Here is a 23,339-nt window from a genome sequence, read left to right on the forward strand (position 1 = left end):
AAAAGAGGGGCGGCGCGAGTCGCCCCTTTTTCGTCCGGATACCGTTCCCGCTATGCGTAACCCTTACTGGTTGTTCGTCGTCCTGGTGCTGCTGCTGGCGGGTCTGCAGTATCGCTTGTGGGTGGGCGATGGCAGCCTGGCCCAGGTGACCGAGCTCAAGCAGCTGATCGCGGACCAGCAGGGGGAAAACGAGCGTCTGCTGGAGCGTAACCGGATTCTCGAGGCCGAAGTCATGGAGCTCAAGCGGGGCATGGAAACCGTGGAAGAGCGGGCCCGTCAGGAGCTTGGCATGGTCAAAGAGGGCGAAACCCTCTATCAGCTGACCGAATGAACACACCCGTCCTCCCGCCGTTCTGGGCGTTGGTCCCCGCTGCCGGTGTCGGCAGTCGCATGCGTGCCGAACGTCCCAAGCAGTACCTGGAGCTGGGCGGCAAATGTATTCTCGAACACACCCTGGGCTGTTTTCTCGACCACCCGCAATTGCGCGGCATCGTGGTCAGCCTGGCGGTGGATGATCCCTTCTGGCCGACCCTGGCTTGCGCCAACGATCCCCGTGTCCTGCGGGCCGACGGTGGTCGCGAGCGTGCCGATTCGGTGCTCAACGGCCTGTTGCGCTTGACCGAGCTGGGTGCGGATGAACAGGATTGGGTGCTGGTGCACGATGCCGCGCGCCCGAACCTGGCACAGAGTGACCTGGACCTGTTGCTGGCGGAACTGGCGGATGACCCCGTGGGTGGGCTGCTGGCCGTACCGGCACGCGACACCCTCAAACGCGCTGGCGCGGATGGGCGCGTGCGCGAGACGGTCGATCGCTCGGTGATCTGGCAGGCCTATACCCCGCAGATGTTCCGCCTGGGCATGCTGCACCGTGCGTTGGCGGAGGCGCTGGTGTCGGATGTGTCGATCACCGACGAGGCCTCGGCCATCGAATGGGCAGGGCAATCGCCGCGCCTGATCGAGGGCCGGGCGGACAACCTCAAGGTCACCCGCCCGGAAGACCTGCACTACCTGGAGCGCCTCTGGCGAGGCCGCCACTAGCGGCCTGAGGCGCGTCTCCGGCCGTCAGGGATTCAGTGAATCCACTTCTTGGCGTTCTTGCCCAGGTTGCGATCGAGCACGCTGGTGAGCTTGTTCATGGCGCCATCGATGGCCTGGTGCATTTCGCAGGCGTCGAAGGACACCGATAACGGATCGCGGCCCTTCATCCGTGCTTCGACTTGGCAGCGCTTGTCCTGGGGACCGCCTTTCAACGCGTTTTCATCCGACAGGTGCACCACGACCCGGGTCAGGTGTTCCTCGTAGCGTTGCAGTTTTTCCCTGACGCGGATGCGTATGTCTGTTTTGAGGGCCATCGATGAGTCGATGTGCTTTCCGCTGTTGACCATAACCTGCATAACCGTTTCCTCGTGCTGGGTGGGTTCGCAACGGCCCGAAAAAGGGCCTCGTGGTTACGACGAAGCGGTGTCGGCTGGGTTCCGTTCAGGGTTGTGACATTCTATGAGCGATATTCGACGCGCTGGCTCAGTCCTTCGCGCAGGGCATCGACCAGTTGCCGAACCTTGGGCGAGAGGTGACGCTGCTGCGGGTACAGGGCCCACACCGCCGTGTTGGGCGGCTGGTGGTTGTCCAGCAGCGAGACCAGGGCGCCGCTGCGCAGGTGCTCCAGCACGTAGTAGTCGGGCAGTTGGCACAGGCCGAGCCCGCGCAGCGCCGCCTCCAGTACCGCCTGGCCGCTGTTGCAGCGCCAGTTGCCCTGCACCCGCTGTGACGACTCGCGGCCATCCAGCTGGAAACTCCACTGATCCGTGCTGCCCACCAGGCAGTTGTGCCGGCTCAGCTCCGACAGGCTGTGCGGGCGGCCGTAGCGCTGCAGGTAGTCGGGCGCCGCGCACAGGTACATCTGCCGCGGGGCCAGGCGCGTCGCCACCAGGCGCGAGTCCTGCAGGCGACCCAGGCGAATCGCCAGGTCCAGGCCTTCGTGCACCAGGTCCAGGGTGCGGTTGCTCAATTCGATGTCCACCCGCAACTGGGGATGACGGGTCATGAAGTCCGTCACCAGCGGCACGATGAAACGCTCGCCGTAGGCGACCGCACAGGTCATGCGCAGCAGGCCCTTGGGTTCGCTGTTGAGGTCGCCGACCGCGCGCAGCGCTTCCTCGCGGGCATCCTGCAAGCGCTGACAGTGGTGCAGGAAGGTCTGCCCGGCTTCGGTCAGCGCCACGCGCCGTGTGCTGCGGTAGAAGAGGCGGGTCTGCAGGCGTTCCTCCAGGCGCGCGATCTGCCGGCTGACCTGGGAGGAGGACAGGCCCAGGCGTTCGGCCGCCGCCGTGAACTGGCCGCACTCGGCGACCGCCACGAATTCATCCAGGCCTTCCCAGCGGTTCATCGGTCTATCCCTCTAGCGTGCTGTGTGTGGTCTCGAAACGGCCCGGCGCAACGATGGGCTTATTATCCCTGGATGGCAATAATGTTTTGCCGATGTCTGGATTATTTACCATTGAGCGCTGATCTACACTTCGCGCCACTGTTTCAATCCGCTGGAGAGCGATCATGATCAAGTCCCGTGCAGCCGTAGCCTTTGCCCCCAACGAGCCCCTGAAGATCGTCGAGGTGGACGTTGCACCGCCCAAGGCGGGCGAAGTGCTGGTGCGCATCGTCGCCACCGGTGTCTGCCACACCGATGCCTACACCCTGTCCGGCGCGGACTCCGAAGGTGTGTTCCCGTCCATCCTCGGCCACGAAGGCGGCGGCATCGTCGAAGCCATTGGCGAGGGCGTGACCTCGGTGAAAGTGGGCGACCACGTGATCCCGCTGTACACCGCCGAATGCCGCGAGTGCAAATTCTGCAAATCCGGCAAGACCAACCTGTGCAGCTCGGTGCGCGCCACCCAGGGCAAGGGTCTGATGCCGGATGGCACCACCCGTTTCAGCTACAACGGCGAGCCGATCTACCACTACATGGGCTGCTCGACCTTCTCCGAATACACCGTGCTGCCGGAAGTCTCCCTGGCGGTGATCCCGAAAGAAGCCCCGCTGGAGAAGGTCTGCCTGCTCGGTTGTGGCGTGACCACCGGTATCGGTGCCGTACTTAACACCGCCAAGGTGGAAGAGGGCGCCACCGTGGCCATCTTCGGCCTGGGCGGCATCGGCCTGGCGGCGATCATCGGCGCGAAGATGGCCAAGGCCTCACGCATCATCGCCATCGATATCAACCCGGCCAAGTTCGACGTGGCCCGTGAGCTGGGTGCGACCGACTTCGTCAACCCGAAGGAGCACGACAAGCCGATCCAGGACGTGATCGTCGAAATGACCGACGGCGGTGTGGATTACAGCTTCGAGTGCGTGGGCAATGTGCAACTGATGCGTGCCGCCCTGGAATGTGCGCACAAGGGCTGGGGTGAGTCGGTGATCATCGGCGTGGCCGGCGCCGGTCAGGAAATCAGCACCCGTCCGTTCCAGCTGGTGACCGGCCGTGTCTGGCGTGGCAGTGCCTTCGGTGGCGTGAAAGGCCGTACCGAACTGCCGAGCTACGTGGAGAAGTCGCAGAAGGGCGAAATCCCGCTGGATACCTTCATCACCCACACCATGGGCCTGGACGAGATCAACGAAGCCTTCCACCTGATGCACGAAGGCAAGAGCATCCGTACCGTCATCCACTACTGATCCGTAGGGTGGACAACGCGGCCGTCCCGGTCGCTTGTCCGCCTTGTCTGGTGGAAACGCGTCGCGGTTTTCCACCCTGCGAGAGGATTCGCCATGACCTTGGAAATCGTTTCCAGCAACAAGAGCTTCGGTGGCTGGCACAAGCGCTACCGCCACCGTTCCAGTTCCCTGAACTGCGACATGGTGTTCGCCGTCTACCTGCCGCCGCAGGCGGAGCAGGGCGCCAAGCTGCCGGTGCTGTACTGGCTGAGCGGGCTGACCTGCACCGATGAGAACTTCATGCAGAAGGCCGGCGCCCAGCGCATGGCGGCCGAGCTCGGGCTGATCATCGTCGCCCCGGACACCAGTCCGCGCGGTGAGGGCGTACCGGACGACGCCAACGGCGCCTACGACTTCGGCCTGGGGGCCGGCTTTTACGTCAACGCCACCCAGGAGCCCTGGGCGCGGCACTACCGCATGTACGACTACGTGGTGCAGGAACTCCCGGCGCTGATCGAGGCGAACTTCCCGGTCTCCGACAAACGCGGCATCGCCGGCCATTCCATGGGCGGCCACGGTGCGCTGATCTGCGCGCTGAAGAACCCGGGACGTTACCAGTCGGTGTCGGCGTTCTCGCCGATCACCAACCCGCTGAATTGCCCCTGGGGCGAAAAAGCGTTCTCCAACTACCTGGGCGATGACCGTTCGCGCTGGCGCGAGTGGGATGCCAGCGCGCTGATCGCCGAGGCCACCGAAAAACTGCCGATCCTGATCGACCAGGGCGACCGCGACGACTTCCTCGACGGCCAGCTCAAGCCGCAGGTGCTGGAGGCAGCGGCCAGAACGGCGGGCCACCCGCTGATCCTGCGCCTGCAACCCGGCTACGACCACAGCTATTACTTCATCGCCAGCTTCATTGACGACCACCTGCGGCACCATGCCCAGGCGCTCGCCTGATCGATGAAGGGCTGATGCGATGGACGCGACAGGTTCGCCGGGTGTCGCCCTGCGGTAGAATCACGCCCTGATTTTTTTCGGGGCGTTTTTCTATGCGTATCGGTCACGGCTACGACGTTCATCGTTTTGGCGAGGGCGACTTCATCACCCTCGGCGGCGTGCGTATCCCGCACAAGTTTGGTCTGGTCGCGCATTCCGACGGCGATGTGCTGTTGCATGCCCTGAGCGATGCGCTGCTGGGCGCCGTGGCGCTGGGCGATATCGGCAAGCACTTCCCGGACACCGACCCCACCTTCAAGGGTGCCGACAGCCGCGCACTGCTGCGCCATGTGGTCGGGCTGCTGCATGCCAAGGGCCATAAGGTCGGCAATGTCGATGCCACCATCATTGCCCAGGCACCGAAAATGGCGCCGCACATCGAGCGCATGCGCGAGCTGATCGCTGCTGACCTCCAGGTCGAGCTGGACGCGGTCAACGTCAAGGCCACCACCACCGAGAAACTGGGCTTCACCGGCCGTGAGGAAGGCATCGCCGTGCATGCCGTGGCCCTGGTGCTGCGCGCATGACCGAGTTGGAACTGCTGGGCCCGCGTGCCCATGGCGCGGCCTGTGGCTCGGCGGTGCTCAAGGCCGTCGCCGAAGATTTCCAGGTCGATGAGGTGCTGGACATCCCGCTGGCCGGTGAAGGCGAGCACCTGTGGCTGTGGGTGGAAAAGCGTGGCCTGAACACCGAGGACGCGGCGCGGCGTATCGCCCGCGCTGCCGGTGTACCACTGAAGCTGATCAGCTATGCCGGCCTCAAGGATCGCCAGGCGCTGACCCGGCAGTGGTTCAGCCTGCACCTGCCAGGCAAGGCCGATCCGGACCTGGCGGCCGCCGAGGGCAAGGACCTGGCCATCCTCAAGCGCGTGCGGCACACCCGCAAGCTGCAGCGTGGCGCGCATTCAGCCAATGGCTTCACCCTGCGCCTGACGCAGCTGTCGGCCGATCGCGACGCCCTGGAGCGGCGCCTGCAGCAGGTGGCGGCCCAGGGCATTCCCAATTACTACGGCTCGCAGCGTTTCGGCCATGACGGCGGCAACGTGGCGGACGCCCGTCGTTTCGCCAGCAGCAAGGCGCTGCCGCCGCAGCGCAATATCCGCTCGCGCCTGTTGTCGGCCGCGCGCAGCTACCTGTTCAACCGGGTACTGGCCGAGCGGGTCGCCGACGGTTCCTGGAACCAGGCAAGGGTGGGCGACCTGCTCGCCTTCACCGACAGCCGCAGTTTCTTCATGGCCGGTGAGGCCGAGTGCGCCGACCCGCGGCTGGCGATTCTCGACCTCCATCCCACCGGTCCGTTGTGGGGTGCCGGCGACCCGCCGGCGGCGGGGCAGACCGCCTCCCTGGAGCAGAACATCGCCCAGACCGATCAGGCACTTAGCGAATGGTTGGCCGAAGCGGGCATGGCGCACGAACGGCGAATCCTGCGCCTCCCCATCGGCGGTTTGACGTGGCATTATCCCGGGCCTGACATTCTGCAACTGGAATTCGTCCTGCCGGCTGGATGCTTCGCCACCGTATTGGTGCGCGAACTCGTCGATCTGTTGCCGGCAGGGCAGACGGACAACCCATGCGTATTCTGATTTCTAACGATGACGGGGTGGCTGCGCCAGGCCTTGCCGCGCTGCACGCTGCGCTGGTCGATTATGCCGACTGCACGGTGATCGCCCCCGATCAGGACAAGAGCGGAGCCGGCAGCTCGCTGACCCTCGACCGCCCGCTGCACCCGATGTACCTGCCCAACGGTTTCATCAGCCTCAACGGCACGCCCACCGATTGCGTGCACCTGGGGCTTAACGGCTTGTTACCGCATGTTACCGATCTCGTGGTGTCCGGGATCAACCTGGGGGCCAACCTGGGGGATGACGTGCTGTATTCCGGTACTGTCGCCGCCGCCCTGGAAGGGCGTTTCCTGTCGCGTCCGGCCTTCGCCTTCTCGCTGTTGTCGCGGTCCCCGGAAAACCTGCCGACCGCCGCCTACTTCGCGCGCAAGCTGGTCGAGGCCCATGAGCAGCTCGACCTGCCGCCGCGTACCGTTCTGAATGTGAATGTCCCCAACCTGCCGCTCGAAGACATCCGGGGTGTCCAGGTCACACGCCTGGGCCATCGTGCACGGGCCGCCGCGCCAGTGAAGGTGGTCAATCCCCGCGGCAAGGAAGGCTACTGGATCTCGGTGGTCGGCGACGCCGAAGACGGCGGACCGGGCACCGATTTCCACGCCGTGCTGCAGGGCTATGTCTCGGTCACGCCGTTGCAGCTGGACCGTACCTTTCAGGAAGGCTTCAACCGCCTGCAACCATGGCTGGAGGGCCTCCTGTGATGAACCGCGAGCAAGACGAGCTGAATCGTCGGGGCATCGGCATGACCTCGCAGCGCACCCGTGAGCGCCTGATTCAGCGCCTGTACGAAGAAGGGCTGTCCAACGCGCGGGTACTGGAGGCGATTCGCCGCACGCCCCGTCACCTGTTCGTCGACGAAGCACTGGCCCACCGCGCCTACGAAGACACCGCACTGCCGATCGGGCACAACCAGACCATCTCGCAGCCCTATATGGTGGCGCGCATGAGCGAGCTGCTGCTGGCGGCCGGCCCGCTGGACAAGGTGCTGGAGATCGGCACCGGGTCCGGCTACCAGACCGCGATCCTGGCCCAGCTCGTCGAGCGCGTGTTCACCGTCGAGCGCATCCAGGTGCTGCAGGAGCGGGCGAAAGAGCGCCTGGCGGCCCTCAACCTGCGCAACGTGGTGTTCCGCTGGGGCGACGGCTGGGAAGGCTGGCCGGCCCTGGCCTCCTACAACGGCATCATCGTGACGGCGGCAGCGGCCGAAGTGCCCCAGGCGCTGCTGGATCAACTGGCCCCCGGTGGCCGTCTGGTGATCCCGGTGGGGACCGGCGACGTGCAACAGTTGCTGCTGATCGTGCGTGAGGAAGACGGATTCTCCCGGCACGTACTCGACGCGGTGCGTTTCGTGCCCCTGCTCAACGGCCCCGTGGTTTGATGCCTGGTTTCTGGATAGCCCCATGAAAAGCTCGCTGCTGCTTTACGCGAAGGGTATCGCCATGGGGGCCGCCGATGTCGTTCCAGGCGTATCCGGCGGCACAGTGGCCTTTATCAGTGGTATCTACGATGACCTGCTGCGTTCGATAGCCAGCATTCCCGCAGCGTTTCTGCTGTTGCTTCGTGGGCGGATCAAGGCGGCGTGGCAAACGGCCAACGCGACCTTTCTGCTCATTCTGCTCGGGGGCATCCTGACCAGTGTGGTGAGCCTGGCGCGCCTGATCACCTACCTGCTGGAGCAGCATCCGATTCCCGTGTGGTCGTTCTTCTTCGGGCTGATCCTGGTTTCCTGTCACTTGGTCGGACGCGAAATACAGCGCTGGAACTGGAGTCGCATCGTCAGCTTCGTCCTGGGTGGCGCGTTCGCCTACTGGATCACCGTGGCGTCACCGGTGCAGATGGGGCAGGACTCGTTGAGCATTTTCATGGCGGGGGCCATCGCCATCTGCGCCATGATCCTGCCGGGTATCTCCGGCAGTTTCATCCTGGTACTGCTCGGGTTGTATTCGTTCGTTCTCGGCGCCGTGAAATCGCTGGACCTGGCGGTGCTGGCCGTCTTCGCCAGTGGCTGCCTGGTCGGCATCGTCAGTTTTGCCGGCATCCTGCGCTGGATGCTGCTGCACTGGCGGGACCTGACCCTCGCTTTTCTGACGGGGCTCATGCTCGGCTCGCTGAACAAAATCTGGCCGTGGAAGGAAACCCTGACCTGGCAAACGGATCGACATGGCGAGCAGATTCCGTTGCTGCAGGATAATGTGCTGCCCTGGCATTTCGCCGAGATCAGCGGGGACGACCCGCAACTGCTGCTGGCGATTGTCCTGGCTGTACTGGGTGTCCTGCTGGTGCTGGGGCTCGAGTGGCTGGCGGGTCGTCGACAGCAAAGCGCTGGCCGCACGGAATAAATCCGGCACAATATGCGCCAGAGAACAGATGCAATAGAAAGGGAGAGCCGGGTGAGTTCCACTGCCAGTCAACTGCGCGTTAGCACCAGCATTGCTCGAAGCCTGTTGAGTGGATTGGTCATCGCTGCTGCCCTGGCGGGCTGTGCAAGCCCGCCCCCTGGTGGCGTCCAGGTCGTCGATCGCAATAACCGCGGGGCCGCTGCCGTTGCGCAACGTCAACCGGTGACCAGCGGTCAGTACGTGGTCAAGCGCGGCGACACCCTCTATTCCATCGCCTTCCGGTTCGGCTGGGACTGGAAGGCCCTGGCGGCCCGCAACGGTATCGCACCGCCTTACCTGATTCGCGTGGGGCAGGTGATCCGCTTCGACGGACAGCAGCCGAGCCGAGCACCGGTGGTGGCTACGGCGCCGCCCGTCGTCAGGCCGTCCACCCCGGTGGTTCGTCCCACCGCACCCGTGCAGGCCCCGCCCGCTCAGGCGCCAACCGCCCCGGCGACACCCATCAAGGTCACCCCGGCGACCACGCCGGTGCAGCCCGTTCAGCGCTCCGCATCGGGTTGGGCATGGCCGGCAAATGGTGCGATTATCGGCCGTTTTTCCTCAAACGGTAGTTTGAATAAAGGCATTGATATCGCCGGTGAATTGGGCCAGCCTGTTTTGGCTGCGTCTGATGGATCCGTGGTGTACGCCGGGAGTGGTTTACGGGGCTACGGCGAGTTGGTGATCATCAAACACAGTGATACCTACGTAAGCGCTTACGGTCACAACCGTAGGCTGTTAGTACGGGAGGGGCAGCGGGTCAAAGCCGGGCAGACAATTGCCGAGATGGGTTCTACGGGAACCGACCGGGTGAAGCTTCACTTCGAGATTCGCCGTCAGGGTAAGCCAGTGGATCCGTTGCAATACCTGCCACGTCGTTGATTCGTTTCCAGCCTGTTCTTCCACGTAGGATGGACGGGCTCAGGTGTAGCCAAGGAACGAGGCGCCACCAGGGCTTGCTGTCGAACTCAGCAAGGGACAACAACAATGGCACTCAATCAAAAAGAAGCGCCGGAGTTTGACGTCGACGATGAGCTGCTCCTCATGGAGCCAGGTATCGTCCTGGATGAGGTGTTGAGCGACGAGGTGGAAACACCGACCCCGCGCACCAAGGCCAAACACTCCACCAGCAGCAAGCAACACAAGTACATCGATTACACCCGCGCGCTCGACGCCACTCAGCTGTACCTCAACGAAATCGGTTTTTCCCCCCTGCTTACTCCCGAAGAGGAAGTGCACTTCGCGCGCCTGGCGCAGAAGGGCGACCCTGCCGGGCGCAAGCGCATGATCGAGAGCAACCTGCGCCTGGTGGTGAAAATCGCCCGACGCTACGTCAACCGCGGCCTTTCCCTGCTGGACCTGATCGAAGAGGGCAACCTCGGGCTGATCCGGGCCGTGGAGAAGTTCGACCCTGAACGGGGTTTCCGCTTCTCGACCTATGCCACCTGGTGGATCCGCCAGACCATCGAACGGGCGATCATGAATCAGACCCGTACCATTCGATTACCCATTCATGTGGTCAAAGAGCTCAACGTTTACCTGCGTGCCGCTCGTGAATTGACCCAGAAGCTCGACCACGAGCCTTCGGCCGAAGAAATCGCCAACCTGCTGGAAAAACCGGTGGGTGAGGTCAAGCGCATGCTTGGCCTGAACGAGCGGGTGTCTTCGGTGGACGTATCCCTCGGTCCGGACTCGGACAAGACGCTGCTCGACACCCTGACCGACGACCGCCCCACCGATCCCTGCGAGCTGCTGCAGGACGATGACCTCTCGCAGAGCATCGACCAGTGGCTGTCCGAGCTGACCGACAAGCAACGCGAAGTCGTCGTGCGTCGTTTTGGCTTGCGCGGCCATGAGAGCTGCACCCTGGAAGAGGTCGGGCAGGAAATCGGCCTGACCCGAGAACGCGTCAGGCAGATCCAGGTGGAGGCGCTGAAGCGCCTTCGGGAAATCCTGGAGAAGAACGGCCTGTCGAGCGATGCGTTGTTCCAGTAAGCGTTCGCTTGAACTCGAAACCCGGCTTCGGCCGGGTTTTTTGTGGGTGCTTGTAAGCCATCACTTACATTACATGTAAGCGTATGCGGGAAATAACGCCAGAAAACGAACCACTCGCGGTATGTGCTGTTCCTAACCTATTGATAGATATCAATTAAATTATTTTGCGTGCCGCTTTTTTGCGGGGTGCAAGGCTTTGGCAGGGGGTTGCCGCACATCCCCGATTGGCTAGTATTTGAACTGTGTCGACGGATCGACACAGGCCGCAACGGATTGCAGCCAGGACAATCGCCGGATGCGATTTCATCAGGACGATGAGTAGGAAAGAAAGGGAGTAGGGACAAAAGAGTGGGCGGGTAACACCGCCCCTTTTTTTGCCTGCAGAAAAGTGCTCCCAGAAAAGCAAAAACCCGCACAAGGCGGGTTCTGGCTTTACCAGGGCGCCTAGCGCTCCAGGTGTTGCAGCTTCTCTTTCACGCCATCCCACTCTTCGGCGTCGGCCAGCGCGTCTTTCTTCTCGGTGATGTTCGGCCACACGTCAGCCAGCTCCCCGTTCAGCGCGATGAACTCCTGCATGTCTTCCGGTACTTCGTCTTCCGAGAAGATCGCCTGGGCAGGGCACTCCGGCTCGCACAGGGCACAGTCGATGCACTCGTCCGGGTGAATGACCAGGAAGTTCGGGCCTTCGTAGAAGCAGTCAACCGGGCAGACTTCCACACAGTCGGTGTATTTGCACTTGATGCAGTTGTCGGTAACGACGAAGGTCATGGTCTGATTCTCTCCTCGGGCAGCGGTCTGCTCCCTTTATCGGCAGGGCTTGCAGGCGCTCAATAATGGCCTCGGCTCAGGCTGTAAACCGGGCAGTCGTAAAAATGCGCGCGATTCTAACAGCTTGTGCGGTCGGGCGTTAGATTCGCGTCTTCCATGTATATAACAGCTCGAGGGCTTTTCGCGGCGTCAGATCATCCGGATTGATCTTCATTAATTCCTCCAGCACCGGGTGCGGGAGGCTCGCGAAGAGGTCGTTCTGCATCGGCGCGGCCTGTTGCCCCGGCTCGCTGCGCGGTACGTCGTGCGGCAGGCTGGTGGTTTCCAGGCGCGCCAGGTGCTCGCGGGCGCGCAGGATGACCTGGCCGGGAACGCCCGCCAGTTGCGCCACGGCCAGGCCGTAGCTCTGGCTGGCCGGGCCGGGCAGCACGTGGTGCAGGAACACGATGCGCTCGTTGTGCTCCGTGGCGTTGAGGTGCACGTTGGCGACGATCGATTCGCTCTCCGGCAGCACCGTCAGCTCGAAATAGTGCGTGGCGAACAGGGTGTAGGCCCGCAGCTTCGCCAGTTGCTCGGCGGCGGCCCAGGCCAGGGACAGACCATCGAAGGTGCTGGTACCCCGGCCGACCTCGTCCATCAGCACCAGGCTCTTTTCCGTGGCGTTGTGCAGGATGTTGGCGGTTTCGCTCATTTCCACCATGAAGGTCGAGCGCCCGCCCGCCAGGTCATCGGACGAACCGATGCGGGTGAAAATGCGGTCGACCAGCGACAGCTCGCAGCTGGCCGCCGGCACGAAGCTGCCGATATGGGCCAGCAGCACGATCAGGGCGGTCTGGCGCATGTAGGTGGACTTACCGCCCATGTTCGGGCCGGTGATGATCAGCATGCGCGTGGCGTCGTCCAGGCTCAGGTCGTTGGCCACGAACGGCGTGGTCAGTACCTGCTCGACCACCGGATGGCGGCCTTGCTCGATACGCATGCAGGGCTCATCGACGAAGCGCGGACGGTTCAGGTCGAGGTTCAGTGCACGCTCGGCCAGGTTGCTCAGCACGTCCAGCTCGGCCAGGGCCGCGGCGCTGTCCTGCAGCGGAGCCAGGTGGCTGATGAGCTGCTCCAGCAACTCGTCATAGAGCATCTTTTCCCGGGCCAGGGCGCGGCTCTTGGCCGACAGGGCCTTGTCTTCGAATTCCTTGAGCTCCGGCGTGATGAAGCGCTCGGCGCCTTTCAGGGTCTGGCGACGGATGTAGTCGGCAGGGGCGGACTCGGCCTGCTTGCTCGGCAGCTCGATGAAGTAACCATGCACCCGGTTGTAGCCGACCTTGAGGTTGGCCAGCCCGGTGCGAGCCTTCTCGCGGGTCTCCAGGTCCATCAGGTACTGGCCGGCGTTCTCGCTCAGCGACTGCAGCTCGTCCAGCTCGGCGTCGTAGCCGGTCTTCAGCACGCCACCGTCGCGAATCACCGCCGGCGGGTTGTCGATGATCGCGCGGGCCAGCAGTTCGGCCAGCTCGGGGTAAGTGCGCACGGTGTCCGCCAGAGCCTTGAGGTGATCTGCCTCCAGAGAGGCCATCGCCTGCTGCAGTTCGGGCAGGGCCGCCAGGGCGTCACGCAGGCGCGCCAGGTCCCGAGGGCGCGCGTTGCGCAGGCCGATGCGCGCGAGGATGCGCTCCAGATCGCCGATTTCCTTCAGCTGGGGCTGCAGCGTTTCGAAACGGTAGCGCTCCAGCAGGCAGGTAATCGATTCCTGGCGGGCTTCCAGAACGCGACGGTCACGCAGCGGGCGATTCAACCAGCGGCTGAGCAGGCGGCTGCCCATGGCGGTCTGGCAGCGATCGACCACCGATTGCAGGGTGTTGTCGCGCCCACCGGCCAGGTTGATGTCCAGCTCCAGGTTACGGCGGCTGGCGCCGTCGAGAATGACGGTATCGTCCAGGCGTTCGTGGCGCAGGCTGCGCAGGTGCGGCAGGGCGGTGCGCTGGGTTTCCTTGGCATACCCCAGCAGGCAGCCGGCGGCGCCGATGGCCAGGGTCAGGGTTTCGCAGCCGAAGCCCTTCAGGTCCTGGGTGCCGAACTGCTGGCACAGGCTCTTGTGGGCCGAGTCGCGCTCGAAGTCCCAGGGCGCACGGCGGCGCGAACCGCGGCGTTTTTCGGCGGGCAGGCCCTGGGGCCAGTCATCCGGGATCAGCAGCTCGACCGGGTTGAGGCGTTCCAGCTCGGCCAGCAGGTTTTCCCAGCCCTTGATCTCCAGCACGCTGAAGCGGCCGCTGGTGATGTCCAGCACGGCCAGGCCGAACAGGCGCTCGTCACCGAGCACGGCGGCCAGCAGGTTGTCGCGGCGTTCATCGAGCAGCGCTTCGTCGCTGACCGTGCCGGGGGTGATGATGCGTACCACCTGGCGTTCGACCGGGCCCTTGCTGGTCGCCGGGTCACCCACCTGCTCGCAGATCACCACCGATTCGCCGAGCTTGACCAGCTTGGCCAGGTAGCCTTCGGCGGCGTGGTAGGGAATCCCGCACATCGGGATTGCCTGGCCGGCGGACTGGCCGCGGGCGGTCAGGGTGATGTCCAGCAGTTTCGCGGCCTTTTTCGCGTCCTCGTAGAAGATCTCGTAGAAGTCGCCCATGCGGTAGAACATCAACTGATCCGGATGCTGATTCTTCAGTTTCCAGTACTGCTGCATCATCGGTGTGTGGGCGCTGAGGTCGCTTTGGCTCATCGTTCTGGCTGTCCGGCTGAATCGCAAAAGCGCGTAGTGTACGGTATCCCCCTGGCAGGCTTTAACCCCGGAGTGCACATGCTGGTGAATGAAGAACATCTGACGCGTCTGGCCGTCGAACTGGGCCAACACCTGCAGGCGCAGAACGCCCAGGTCAGCACGGCCGAATCCTGTACCGGCGGCGGGATTGCCGAGGCGATCACCCGGGTCGCCGGGAGTTCGGCCTGGTTCGAGGCCGGCTACGTCACCTATTCCAACCGGCAGAAGACCAGGCAACTGGCGGTGCCCGAAGCATTGTTCGACGCCGTCGGCGCGGTGAGCCAGGAAGTGGTCGAGGCCATGGTGCGGGGCGCCCAGGCCGCCAGCGGGGCGCGTTATGCCGTTGCCGTCAGTGGTGTGGCGGGGCCAGGCGGTGGCTCGGCGCACAAGCCGGTGGGTACGGTCTGGCTGGCCTGGGGCGATGGCGAGCGGGTATCCAGCGTGCGCCGGCAGTTCCCTGGCGACCGCGCCGCGGTTCGCCGACAAACGGTCGAGGCCGCACTGGCGGGGCTGTTGCGGCTGCTCGCTCAAGAAAATCAAAACCTGGGGTAGGCGAGCGACTTGCCCTGTGGAATAATACTGGCTACTTATACAGTTGTTGGTGGCCGCTAGCAGGCCCTTCTTGATTACGTGAGGATTTCAATGGACGAGAATAAGAAGCGCGCCTTGGCGGCAGCCCTGGGCCAGATCGAAAAGCAATTCGGCAAGGGCGCGGTCATGCGCATGGGCGACCATGAGCGCCAGGCCATCCCGGCCATCTCCACCGGCTCCCTCGGCCTCGACATCGCACTGGGCATCGGTGGCCTGCCGAAAGGCCGGATCGTCGAAATCTACGGTCCGGAATCTTCCGGTAAGACCACCCTGACCCTGTCGGTCATCGCCGAAGCCCAGAAAATGGGCGCCACCTGCGCCTTCGTCGACGCCGAACACGCCCTGGACCCCGACTACGCCGGCAAGCTTGGCGTCAACGTCGATGACCTGCTGGTGTCCCAGCCGGACACCGGTGAGCAGGCGCTGGAAATCACCGACATGCTGGTGCGCTCGAACGCCATCGACGTGATCATCGTCGACTCCGTGGCGGCCCTGGTGCCGAAGGCGGAAATCGAAGGCGAAATGGGTGACATGCACGTCGGCCTGCAGGCTCGCCTGATGTCCCAGGCGCTGCGCAAGATCACCGGCAACATCAAGAACGCCAACTGCCTGGTCATCTTCATCAACCAGATCCGCATGAAGATCGGTGTGATGTTCGGTAGCCCGGAAACCACCACCGGCGGTAACGCGCTGAAGTTCTACGCCTCGGTCCGCCTGGACATCCGCCGCACCGGCGCGGTGAAGGAAGGCGACGAAGTCGTGGGCAGCGAAACCCGCGTCAAAGTGGTCAAGAACAAGGTATCGCCGCCGTTCCGTCAGGCCGAGTTCCAGATCCTGTACGGCAAGGGCATCTACCGTAACGGCGAGATCATCGACCTCGGCGTTCAACTGGGCCTGCTGGAGAAATCCGGTGCCTGGTACAGCTACCAGGGCAACAAGATCGGTCAGGGCAAGGCCAACTCGGCCAAGTACCTGGAAGACAACCCGGAAGTGGCACGCACCATCGAAGGCCTGATCCGCGAAAAACTGCTGGTGAACAACGGCCCGGCCAAGGCCGGCGCCAGTGCCACCGCCGATGACATGGCTGACGCCGACATCGACGCCTGAGTTCGGTCATGTCGTCCGTTGTTCTCGACAACCCCGCTGCCGTGCGGCGGGCTGCCATGGACCTGCTGGCACGTCGAGAACACGGCCGCGTCGAACTGACCCGCAAGCTGCGCAAGCGCGGCGCCCCTGACGACTTGATCGAACCTGCCCTCGACCGCCTGGCGGAAGAGGGCTTGTTGTCGGAGGCGCGTTACCTGGAAAGCTTCGTCAGCTACCGGGCACGGGCAGGCTACGGACCGATGCGCATCCGCGAGGAGCTGGCTCAGCGCGGATTGCCCCGGGCCGACATCGAGCAGGCACTGCGCGACAGTACCATTGACTGGCGTGAACTGCTGGCAGACACCTGGCGACGCAAATTCGCCGGCGTGCTACCTCGGGATGCGCGGGAGCGTGCCCAGCAAGGGCGCTTTCTCAGCTACCGCGGGTATTCACTGGACATGATCGGTCGCCTGTTGCGCGGCCAGGATGACGACTGACACTCCGTCAGCCGTATTGACCACCCTCCAGACCTTTTCCAGACCAATCAGCCTCAGGCTTTGTCGACCCAGTTCTGCTGTTGGTTGACCTGGTTGAGCAGTGCCCGCAGGCGCCCGTAGTTTCGACTATGAAAGGCGAACGTCAGCCGTGTCAGGTGACAAAGCTCGGGTTCGTCCTTTTCCTGCTCGCTGTAGGTGCGTTGCTGAAAGCCGCCGCTTTTGCACAGGTCGCTGAAGTCCCGGTTCAACTGTTCCAGAGCGTCCTCACTCAGCGGATGGTTGAGGCGCAGGACGTACTGGTCCTTGAACCAGCGGCTGGAGTGGTAGTTGCTGTAGAACGTGGCGATTTCGGCGGCGGCGTCCTCGGCGCTGTACACCAGGTGCATCAGCTGCATGTCCTCCGGCAGGATGTAGTGGTTGCCGAGCAAGTTCTTTTCGATGAACGCCAGGGCATCCTGCCAGAACGTACCGCCCGGTTGATCCAGCAGCACCACAGGCACCAGGGGGCTTTTGCCAGTCTGTATCAATGTCAGCACTTCCACCGCTTCGTCCAGGGTGCCGAAACCGCCGGGGCACAGCACCAGGGCGTCGGCTTCCTTGACGAAGAACAGCTTGCGCAGAAAGAAGAAGTGGAACGACAGCAGGTTCTCGCTGCCCTGCATGGTGGGATTGGCCCCCTGCTCGAACGGCAGGGCGATATTGAAGCCCAGGCTGTTGTCGCGTCCGGCGCCGGCATGGGCGGCGGCCATGATGCCGCCGCCGGCCCCGGTGATCGTCATCAGGTCATAGCGCGCCAGGGTGGCCCCGAGGTCTCGGGCGAGTTCGTACACCGGATGGCCGGGCGGGGTGCGGGCCGAGCCGAAGACCGTGACCTTTCGGCGGCGCTTGAACTTTTCCAGGGTGGCGAACGCCCGCTCCATCTCGCGCAGGGTCTGCAGCATGATCTTGGCGTCCCAGCGGTTGCGGTCGGCCTGGGCCATGCGAATCACGGTGATGAACATGTCGCGGTAGAGCGGTAGGTTGGGGCTCGTGGGCGGCACCACCAGGGCCGTGAGTTCATCCACTTTCTGCGTCAGGTCGATCCCGCTGGTCTGGAAATGCCGGGATAGGTAGTCGTCCGCTTCATAAGGCATGGCGTGGTTCCTTGACTGGCCGCGGAGCCATTTCGGGCCCCTGGCTTTAAGTATGGCTGGCGTGTTGCAGGCTACCGGCACTTTGTTTCAGGCGCGCGGGAGGGAACGCCGGTCGGCCGTGGACGCGATGCACAGGGCTAGCGCGATGGCCGTTCGTCCGAAGCCCCGGACGCGCCGCAGGGCTCTGATTTACTTGCTCTGAGAGCAGGAAAAGGGAGGGGCAGGCATGCCCAAGCTGACGTTGGACGTAGACGTGGATCTCTACCGCTTCCTGGCGCAGGCGGCACAAACCAACCAGTTGAGCCTGGAAGATGAGTGCCGACGACGGCTGGAGGGTGGCGCGCGGCGTTCGCGCTACATGGAGGCGCTGCTGGCGGACCTGCGCGCCGATGACGAGCAGCAGCGCGAACAGCATCAGGGCTGACGCGGCTTACAGTCCGCAGTCGGATTTGGTGAAACGTTCGGTGGTGACCGGGCGATTGCTCCGGTATTCGCTGAACTCGTAACGTAGCACGGCGCCCCTCGCCAGCAATTGGCGATAGCCCGGGTTCTGGCAGACGCTGTTGGCCAACTGGGCACGGGTACTGTCCGGGTTGCCGCGCATCTGCGCGGCATGGCCGCTGCGCACGCTCAGGTGGTTGATCAGTTCCTTGCCTTCGACCGTATAGCCCTGGTCGAGAATATCCTCATTGATTGCACGCGGCGTGCCCACGCTGCTTTCCCGGGCGACCTTCTCCAGCATCTGGCTCAACTCGTGGTCGCTCAGCGACGCCGCGTGCGCGACTGGCATGAGCAGACCGAGGGTGAGAAGAGGGGCGATAAGACGCAGCATTGGGGTACTCCCTGAAATCATTGAATGCGGTTAGACCCGGAGGGTCGCCGGATGTTCGCACGTGAACGCCGCTTCGTTCGAGCCAGGTCGTCCATCGCATGCAGTTGTTACCAAAGGCGACAACGAATCGGTTGCCAGTGTTTTGCCACGACCAAAGATTGGTGAAATGTGGTGCCTGTTACGGGTCCGATAAAGGCGTGCTGGTGAGCGGCACCCAGATTCCTGAACTGTCCTGCCTGTAGTCCCGGACAACCGTACGACCGCTCCCTGCATCAACGTCCCTTGCAGGAGTTCACCCAATAATGACAAGAATTACACGCTATGGACCACTGGTATTGCTTGCCGCAGGTCCGCTGGCAATGCAGGTTGGCCAGGTGCAGGCCTCGGGTTATCACTTCGGTTCGCAGTCGGTGTCGGCCCAGGGCACGGCTCACGCCAATGGTGCGGAAGCCGCCGACCCCTCGACCATTTTCTACAACCCGGCCGGCCTGGCGCGTCTCAAGGGGACGCAGGTCACCTCGGGGCTGAGCATCCTGCTGCCCGATGGCGAGTACAAGGACAACGGCAGCACCGACGCCTTCGGCCAGCCGGTGACGGGGGACGCCGGTTCCTACCTGCCGGATGCGGCCGCGGCGCCGAATTTCTACTTTTCCCGCGAGGTGAACGACTGGCTCACGGTGGGCATGGGAATTTTCACCCCCTTCGGCGCCAAGCTCGATTACAAGGAAAACTGGGCCGGGCGCTACGGCATCCAGTCGGCGAGCCTGGAAACGGTGAACTTCAACCCGAGCATCGGCATTCGCATCAACGAACACCACAGCATCGGCTTCGGGGTCTCGGCGCAGTACATCAAGTCGGTGCAGCGTGGTGCCGCGGATGTGAAAGGGGCGTCGCGGCAGTTGGCGGGGCAGTTCGTTACAGCCAACTCCGATCTTACAGCGCTGGCCGCGTCGCCATTGGGGCAGTTTGCTATCCCGTTGGCCTATCCAGGGCTTTCCGTGCCGGAGGAAATCAGCAGCTGCAATGGCCAGGCCGGTGATGCGTTCGTCGATTGCGTGGCGTCCAACTTTGCCGATAACGTCGAAGGTGATGGGTATTTCCGGGTCAAGGGCGATGACTGGGGCTTTGGCTGGAACATCGGCTACCTGTGGGAACCCACGGACACGACCCGCTTTGGGGTGTCCTACCGCTCCAACATCCGCCATACCCTGGAGGGGAAGAGCAAGTGGAGCTTTGCGGGCGCATCCGGTGCCGTGCCCTCGCCGGCGACCGATCTGAGCGGTGGTATCGATTTTGGCTTCATCACTCTGCCCCCGCGGGATGAGCTCGCCCAGATCCTCGATCCGGACAACTGGATCAGCCCGGCCGACTTCGCCGCCAGCCGCCTGCACCCCAACTCCGACGCCAAGACCTCGATCGATACGCCGGAAATGCTCTCGTTCAACGCCTTCCACCAGCTCAACGACAAGGTCGCGTTGATGGCCGACCTGACCTTCACCCGGCATTCGCGCCTCGACGAGGTGCGCATCGGCCTGGATCAGGTGGCGGGTTATCCCTACTTCAACGGCGTGACCGAAGGAGACCTGGTGGTCGAGCAGGACTGGAAGGACACCTACAAGCTGTCGCTGGGGATGAACTACCAGTACAACGATGACCTGCTGCTGCGTACCGGGGTGGCCTATGACAAATCACCGGTCAGCTCGACCCAGCTTCGCCACCCGGCCTTCCCCGACGCGGACCGCTACTGGTTGTCGTTCGGTGCCAACTACAAGGTGACCGAAGACACCTCCCTCGACCTGGCCTACAGCTTCGTCAAGTTCGCCACTGGCAAGGCGGACTACACCGACAACTGTTCGCCGGCCGGCTGGGTGCCGGGCAGCGGTGGGCTGTACCGGGACAGCGGGGTGCGCTGCACGGGTAACGGCGGCAACTACAACGGCGAGTACGAAACCCGTATTCACTTCATCGGCCTGGCCCTGAGTCACCAGTTCTAGGCCGTTGCAGGTTGTCGCGCCACAGGCGCGGCGCCTGAGCGGTCCTGCTAGACTGCGCGCCCTTTGTCATGTGCCTCGGGGCGCCGCATGTTCTGCCTGTGTTCACCGCTGTTCCGCTCTCGCTCCCTGCCAAGGGGGGCGCGCCCATGAGTCATGCCGTTTCGCGTTTGCGCGCCGCCCGCCTGGCCCGCAGTGCCCGGCCGTTCGTGGCGCGTGGTTCCAGGGCTGTGCGCTGCCCCGGGTGCCGGCTGATTCCCAGCCACTGCCTCTGTGCCTTTACACCGCGAGTCCCCGCGGTGTCGGGCGTGTGCCTGGTGATGCACGACGTCGAAGCGCTCAAGCCGAGCAATACCGGTTGGCTGATCGCCGACGTGGTGGCCGATACCTCGGCATTCGGCTGGCTGCGCACGGTGGTCGACCCAGAGCTGCCGGCCTTGCTGGCGGACCCGCAATGGCAGCCGTATCTGGTGTTCCCCGGCGAGTATGTGGCGCCGGAGCGGGTGGTCAGCGAAGTGAAGGTCGACAGTGGCAAGCGCCCGTTGTTCGTGTTGCTCGATGCAACCTGGAGCGAGGCGCGCAAGATGTTCCGCAAGAGCCCGTACCTGGATGGCCTGCCGGTGCTCAGCCTGCAGCCGGAGCAGCTGTCACGCTACCGCCTGCGCCGCTCCAAGCGTGATGACCACCTGTGCACCGCCGAGGTGGCCGCCCTCTGCCTGGAGCTGGCCGGTGACCAGCGTGCCGCCGACGCGCTCAACCTCTACCTGGACGTGTTCAGTCAGCACTACCTGGCCTCCAAGGCGCCGCGCGCCGTCGACATCAATGACGACCTGCACCAGCAGCTGCGCGAATTCCTATAGCGCGGCCTGCGGCGGCGCCTTCTTCGGCCACAGCTGCGCCAGGAACATGCCGCCCAGCATCAGCGCGCAGCCGAAGTAACCCTTTATCGCCAGGGCTTCGCCCAGCAGGAGGGCGCCGGCCACTGCCGCGAACACCGCCTCCAGGGAGAGGATGATCGCAGCGTGGGAAGCGATGGCGTGTTTCTGCGCGATGACCTGCAGGGTGAAGCCGACGGCCACGCCGAACAACCCGCCATAGAGGATCGCCGGGCCGGCGGCGATAATCGCCTCGAGGTGGATGTCTTCAAGGATGACCGCCAGCAGCAGGCTGATCACCGCACAGGTGGCGAACTGCACCAGCGCCAGGCGCAGCGGGTCGTGGCGGCCGGCGAAGAAGCCCACCAGCAACACGTGCACGCCCCAGATGAACGCGCCGGCCAGCTGTATCCAGTCGCCGGATGCCACCTGGAAGCCTTCGCCTACGCTGAGCAGGAACATGCCCACCACCGCCAGCGAGGCGCCCAGCCAGATGCCCAGGCTCGCCCGCTGGCCGAGCAGCAGGCCCAGCAGCGGCACGATGATCACGTAGAGCCCGGTGATGAAGCCCGAGTTGGTGACGCTGGTGAACAGCAGGCCGACCTGCTGCAGGTTGATGCCCAGCGTCAGCGCCAGCCCCATGGCCATGCCACCCAGGATCAGTTGGCGGCTCATCGCCGGGGCCGGTGTGTGCCGTGCGCGGTATTGCAGAAACCACAGCACCGGCAGCAGCGCCAGGGTGGCGAGGGCGAAGCGCAGGCCGCTATAGAGAAAGGGGCCGATCGAGTCCATGCCCAGGCGCTGGGCCACGAATGAGGAGCCCCAGATCATGGCGGTCAGCAGCATCAGGAGATCGGCACGCAGGGCTTGGCTTCGCATGGACAGGTTCTCGACGGAGGAGGGCGCAGACTGTGCCGCAAAGCGTTGCGCTTGACCACCCCGTCATCGCTCGGCATGCTGGGCGCCGCCTCAGGCGCATTTGGGTTGTGCTGAAATCGTTCCACGCACAGCCAAGGGCTTTTTCCGGGAGGGGCCCGGAGCCCCACCGACGTACCGCTCAGGGTACACACATAACAAGAACAGGATCTGCCATGGCCGCTTACGAAATCCTGATTGCCGACGACCACCCGCTGTTTCGCAGCGCGTTGCAACAAGCCCTGACCCTCGGTCTTGGCCCTGACGTCCGCCTGGTGGAAGCCGCCAGCATCGCCGAACTGGAAGCCCGCCTGGCCGAAAAGGCCGACTGGGACCTGGTGCTGCTGGACCTCAACATGCCCGGCGCCTACGGTTTCTCCGGTCTGGTCCTGTTGCGCGGGCAATACCCGCAGATCCCCGTGGTGATGATTTCCGCCCAGGAAGATGCCGCCGTCGTCGTGCGCGCCCGTGAGTTCGGTGCCAGTGGGTTCATTCCCAAGTCCAGTTCCCTGGAAACCATCCAGCAGGCCGTGCAAGGCGTGTTGGACGGCGATGCCTGGTGGCCGCACCTGACCCAGGACGCGACCAGCGTCTCCGAGGAAGCCAAGGCCGCCAGTGCTGGCCTGGCCAGCCTCACGCCCCAGCAGTTCCGCGTGCTGACCATGGTCTGCGAAGGGTTGCTGAACAAGCAGATCGCCTATGAGCTGAGCGTGTCCGAAGCCACGGTCAAGGCGCATGTCACGGCGATCTTCCGCAAACTCGGCGTCCGCACCCGGACCCAGGCGGCGCTGCTGCTGCAGCAGCTGGAATCCATTCCGGCGAGCTGAGCCACGGACCTGCCGGACTTTTACCCGCCAATGGCGTAATCTGCCGGCCTTTTACTGCTGCGGTTCGCTCGATCATGTCGCCATTCAAGGGCCAGGTAGGCCTCAAGCGTATTCTCAATGCCGCCGGCTATTCGCTGGACGGCTTGCGCGCCGCGTTCACCGGCGAGGCGGCGTTTCGCCAACTGGTGCTGCTCAATGCGGTGCTGATCCCGCTGACCTTCTTCTTCGATATCAGCCGCGGCGAGCGGGCCCTGATGATCGGCGTGTGCCTGCTGGCGCTGATCGTGGAGCTGCTCAATTCCGCCGTCGAAGCGGCCATCGACCGCATTTCCCTGGACCTGCATCCCTTGTCGAAGAACGCCAAGGACATGGGCAGTGCCGCGCAACTGGTTTCCCTGACCCTCATCACCAGCGTGTGGCTGGTGATCCTGCTCGGCTGATCC

General features: G+C 64.0%; 26 protein-coding genes. 19 read left to right on the top strand and 7 right to left on the bottom strand.

The annotated features are described in order from the left end of the window. The first annotated feature begins 52 nt into the window (after positions 1-52). Positions 53-331 carry a cell division protein FtsB gene (gene ftsB / locus N5C28_RS15435; RefSeq protein ID WP_279823601.1) on the top strand — a complete coding sequence of 93 codons (279 nt, stop codon included), beginning with the start codon at positions 53-55 and terminating at the stop codon, positions 329-331. After that, positions 328-1,038, top strand: a complete 711-nt coding sequence (gene ispD / locus N5C28_RS15440) for a 2-C-methyl-D-erythritol 4-phosphate cytidylyltransferase (RefSeq protein ID WP_279823603.1) — start codon at positions 328-330, stop codon at positions 1,036-1,038. The genes ftsB and ispD overlap by 4 nt, the downstream gene beginning before the upstream one ends. A gap of 32 nt (positions 1,039-1,070) precedes the next feature. Here ispD and N5C28_RS15445 read toward each other — a convergent pair whose 3' ends face one another. After that, positions 1,071-1,394: an HPF/RaiA family ribosome-associated protein gene (locus N5C28_RS15445; protein ID WP_279823604.1), complete on the bottom strand. Its 324-nt coding sequence runs from the start codon at positions 1,392-1,394 to the stop codon at positions 1,071-1,073. A 101-nt stretch (positions 1,395-1,495) separates the two neighbouring features. After that, positions 1,496-2,386 (bottom strand): LysR substrate-binding domain-containing protein, encoded by an 891-nt coding sequence (locus tag N5C28_RS15450; protein WP_279823605.1) that lies wholly within the window; start codon positions 2,384-2,386, stop codon positions 1,496-1,498. Between the two features lie 164 nt (positions 2,387-2,550). On the opposite strand from N5C28_RS15450, the gene N5C28_RS15455 reads away from it, so the two are divergent. From N5C28_RS15455 to rpoS, 9 genes are all read left to right on the top strand, one after another. Beyond that, on the top strand, positions 2,551-3,663 hold the full coding sequence (locus N5C28_RS15455; RefSeq protein ID WP_279823606.1) for an S-(hydroxymethyl)glutathione dehydrogenase/class III alcohol dehydrogenase: 1,113 nt from the start codon (positions 2,551-2,553) through the stop codon (positions 3,661-3,663). Between the two features lie 93 nt (positions 3,664-3,756). Next, positions 3,757-4,599, top strand: a complete 843-nt coding sequence (fghA, locus tag N5C28_RS15460) for an S-formylglutathione hydrolase (RefSeq protein WP_279823608.1) — start codon at positions 3,757-3,759, stop codon at positions 4,597-4,599. Positions 4,600-4,691: 92 nt separating this feature from the next. Then, positions 4,692-5,165 carry a 2-C-methyl-D-erythritol 2,4-cyclodiphosphate synthase gene (gene ispF / locus N5C28_RS15465; RefSeq protein ID WP_279823612.1) on the top strand — a complete coding sequence of 158 codons (474 nt, stop codon included), beginning with the start codon at positions 4,692-4,694 and terminating at the stop codon, positions 5,163-5,165. Then, the gene (truD, locus tag N5C28_RS15470; RefSeq protein WP_279823614.1) at positions 5,162-6,220 is read left to right on the top strand and encodes a tRNA pseudouridine(13) synthase TruD; all 1,059 of its coding nucleotides are present in this window, start codon (positions 5,162-5,164) and stop codon (positions 6,218-6,220) included. Before ispF ends, truD begins: the two co-directional genes overlap by 4 nt. Further along, positions 6,208-6,957, top strand: coding sequence for a 5'/3'-nucleotidase SurE (gene surE, locus N5C28_RS15475; protein WP_279823616.1), 750 nt, complete (start codon positions 6,208-6,210; stop codon positions 6,955-6,957). Before truD ends, surE begins: the two co-directional genes overlap by 13 nt. Positions 6,958-6,998: 41 nt before the next feature. Continuing rightward, the gene (locus N5C28_RS15480; RefSeq protein ID WP_279823751.1) at positions 6,999-7,634 is read left to right on the top strand and encodes a protein-L-isoaspartate(D-aspartate) O-methyltransferase; all 636 of its coding nucleotides are present in this window, start codon (positions 6,999-7,001) and stop codon (positions 7,632-7,634) included. A gap of 22 nt (positions 7,635-7,656) precedes the next feature. Further along, the gene (locus N5C28_RS15485) at positions 7,657-8,595 is read left to right on the top strand and encodes a DUF368 domain-containing protein (RefSeq protein ID WP_279823619.1); all 939 of its coding nucleotides are present in this window, start codon (positions 7,657-7,659) and stop codon (positions 8,593-8,595) included. 90 nt (positions 8,596-8,685) lie between these two features. Then, positions 8,686-9,516: a peptidoglycan DD-metalloendopeptidase family protein gene (locus N5C28_RS15490; protein WP_279823754.1), complete on the top strand. Its 831-nt coding sequence runs from the start codon at positions 8,686-8,688 to the stop codon at positions 9,514-9,516. Positions 9,517-9,621: 105 nt separating this feature from the next. Next, positions 9,622-10,629: an RNA polymerase sigma factor RpoS gene (gene rpoS, locus N5C28_RS15495; protein WP_279823621.1), complete on the top strand. Its 1,008-nt coding sequence runs from the start codon at positions 9,622-9,624 to the stop codon at positions 10,627-10,629. A 444-nt stretch (positions 10,630-11,073) separates the two neighbouring features. Here the strand turns inward: rpoS and fdxA are convergent, their stop codons facing one another. After that, on the bottom strand, positions 11,074-11,397 hold the full coding sequence (fdxA, locus tag N5C28_RS15500; RefSeq protein ID WP_279823624.1) for a ferredoxin FdxA: 324 nt from the start codon (positions 11,395-11,397) through the stop codon (positions 11,074-11,076). 139 nt (positions 11,398-11,536) lie between these two features. Next, positions 11,537-14,110: a DNA mismatch repair protein MutS gene (gene mutS, locus N5C28_RS15505; RefSeq protein ID WP_279823625.1), complete on the bottom strand. Its 2,574-nt coding sequence runs from the start codon at positions 14,108-14,110 to the stop codon at positions 11,537-11,539. 78 nt (positions 14,111-14,188) lie between these two features. On the opposite strand from mutS, the gene N5C28_RS15510 reads away from it, so the two are divergent. From N5C28_RS15510 to recX, 3 genes are all read left to right on the top strand, one after another. After that, positions 14,189-14,701 carry a nicotinamide-nucleotide amidohydrolase family protein gene (locus tag N5C28_RS15510; protein ID WP_279823627.1) on the top strand — a complete coding sequence of 171 codons (513 nt, stop codon included), beginning with the start codon at positions 14,189-14,191 and terminating at the stop codon, positions 14,699-14,701. A gap of 90 nt (positions 14,702-14,791) precedes the next feature. Then, the gene (recA, locus tag N5C28_RS15515; RefSeq protein ID WP_279823630.1) at positions 14,792-15,847 is read left to right on the top strand and encodes a recombinase RecA; all 1,056 of its coding nucleotides are present in this window, start codon (positions 14,792-14,794) and stop codon (positions 15,845-15,847) included. 8 nt (positions 15,848-15,855) lie between these two features. Continuing rightward, on the top strand, positions 15,856-16,323 hold the full coding sequence (recX, locus tag N5C28_RS15520; protein ID WP_279823632.1) for a recombination regulator RecX: 468 nt from the start codon (positions 15,856-15,858) through the stop codon (positions 16,321-16,323). 53 nt (positions 16,324-16,376) lie between these two features. Here recX and N5C28_RS15525 read toward each other — a convergent pair whose 3' ends face one another. Next, positions 16,377-17,456: an LOG family protein gene (locus N5C28_RS15525; protein WP_279823634.1), complete on the bottom strand. Its 1,080-nt coding sequence runs from the start codon at positions 17,454-17,456 to the stop codon at positions 16,377-16,379. Positions 17,457-17,682: 226 nt separating this feature from the next. On the opposite strand from N5C28_RS15525, the gene N5C28_RS15530 reads away from it, so the two are divergent. Further along, entirely contained in the window at positions 17,683-17,880 is a 198-nt protein-coding gene (locus tag N5C28_RS15530) for a hypothetical protein (RefSeq protein ID WP_279823637.1), read from the top strand. 6 nt (positions 17,881-17,886) lie between these two features. Here the strand turns inward: N5C28_RS15530 and N5C28_RS15535 are convergent, their stop codons facing one another. Further along, positions 17,887-18,288 carry a quorum-sensing-regulated virulence factor family protein gene (locus N5C28_RS15535; protein WP_279823639.1) on the bottom strand — a complete coding sequence of 134 codons (402 nt, stop codon included), beginning with the start codon at positions 18,286-18,288 and terminating at the stop codon, positions 17,887-17,889. Between the two features lie 302 nt (positions 18,289-18,590). On the opposite strand from N5C28_RS15535, the gene N5C28_RS15540 reads away from it, so the two are divergent. After that, positions 18,591-20,282, top strand: coding sequence for an OmpP1/FadL family transporter (locus N5C28_RS15540; RefSeq protein WP_279823641.1), 1,692 nt, complete (start codon positions 18,591-18,593; stop codon positions 20,280-20,282). Positions 20,283-20,428: 146 nt separating this feature from the next. Then, a complete protein-coding gene (locus N5C28_RS15545) occupies positions 20,429-21,139 on the top strand; it encodes a DTW domain-containing protein (RefSeq protein WP_279823643.1) in 711 nt (236 codons plus the stop codon). Here the strand turns inward: N5C28_RS15545 and N5C28_RS15550 are convergent. Further along, positions 21,134-22,033, bottom strand: coding sequence for a DMT family transporter (locus N5C28_RS15550; RefSeq protein ID WP_279823645.1), 900 nt, complete (start codon positions 22,031-22,033; stop codon positions 21,134-21,136). The two genes, N5C28_RS15545 and N5C28_RS15550, sit on opposite strands and share 6 nt — an antisense overlap. A 212-nt stretch (positions 22,034-22,245) precedes the next feature. On the opposite strand from N5C28_RS15550, the gene erdR reads away from it, so the two are divergent. After that, positions 22,246-22,896 (top strand): response regulator transcription factor ErdR, encoded by a 651-nt coding sequence (gene erdR / locus N5C28_RS15555; protein WP_279823648.1) that lies wholly within the window; start codon positions 22,246-22,248, stop codon positions 22,894-22,896. A 74-nt stretch (positions 22,897-22,970) separates the two neighbouring features. Next, entirely contained in the window at positions 22,971-23,336 is a 366-nt protein-coding gene (locus N5C28_RS15560; RefSeq protein ID WP_279823650.1) for a diacylglycerol kinase, read from the top strand. Positions 23,337-23,339 lie beyond the last annotated feature (3 nt).

The sequence above is a fragment of the Pseudomonas sp. GD03944 genome (genome assembly GCF_029839275.1).
GTDB lineage: Bacteria > Pseudomonadota > Gammaproteobacteria > Pseudomonadales > Pseudomonadaceae > Aquipseudomonas.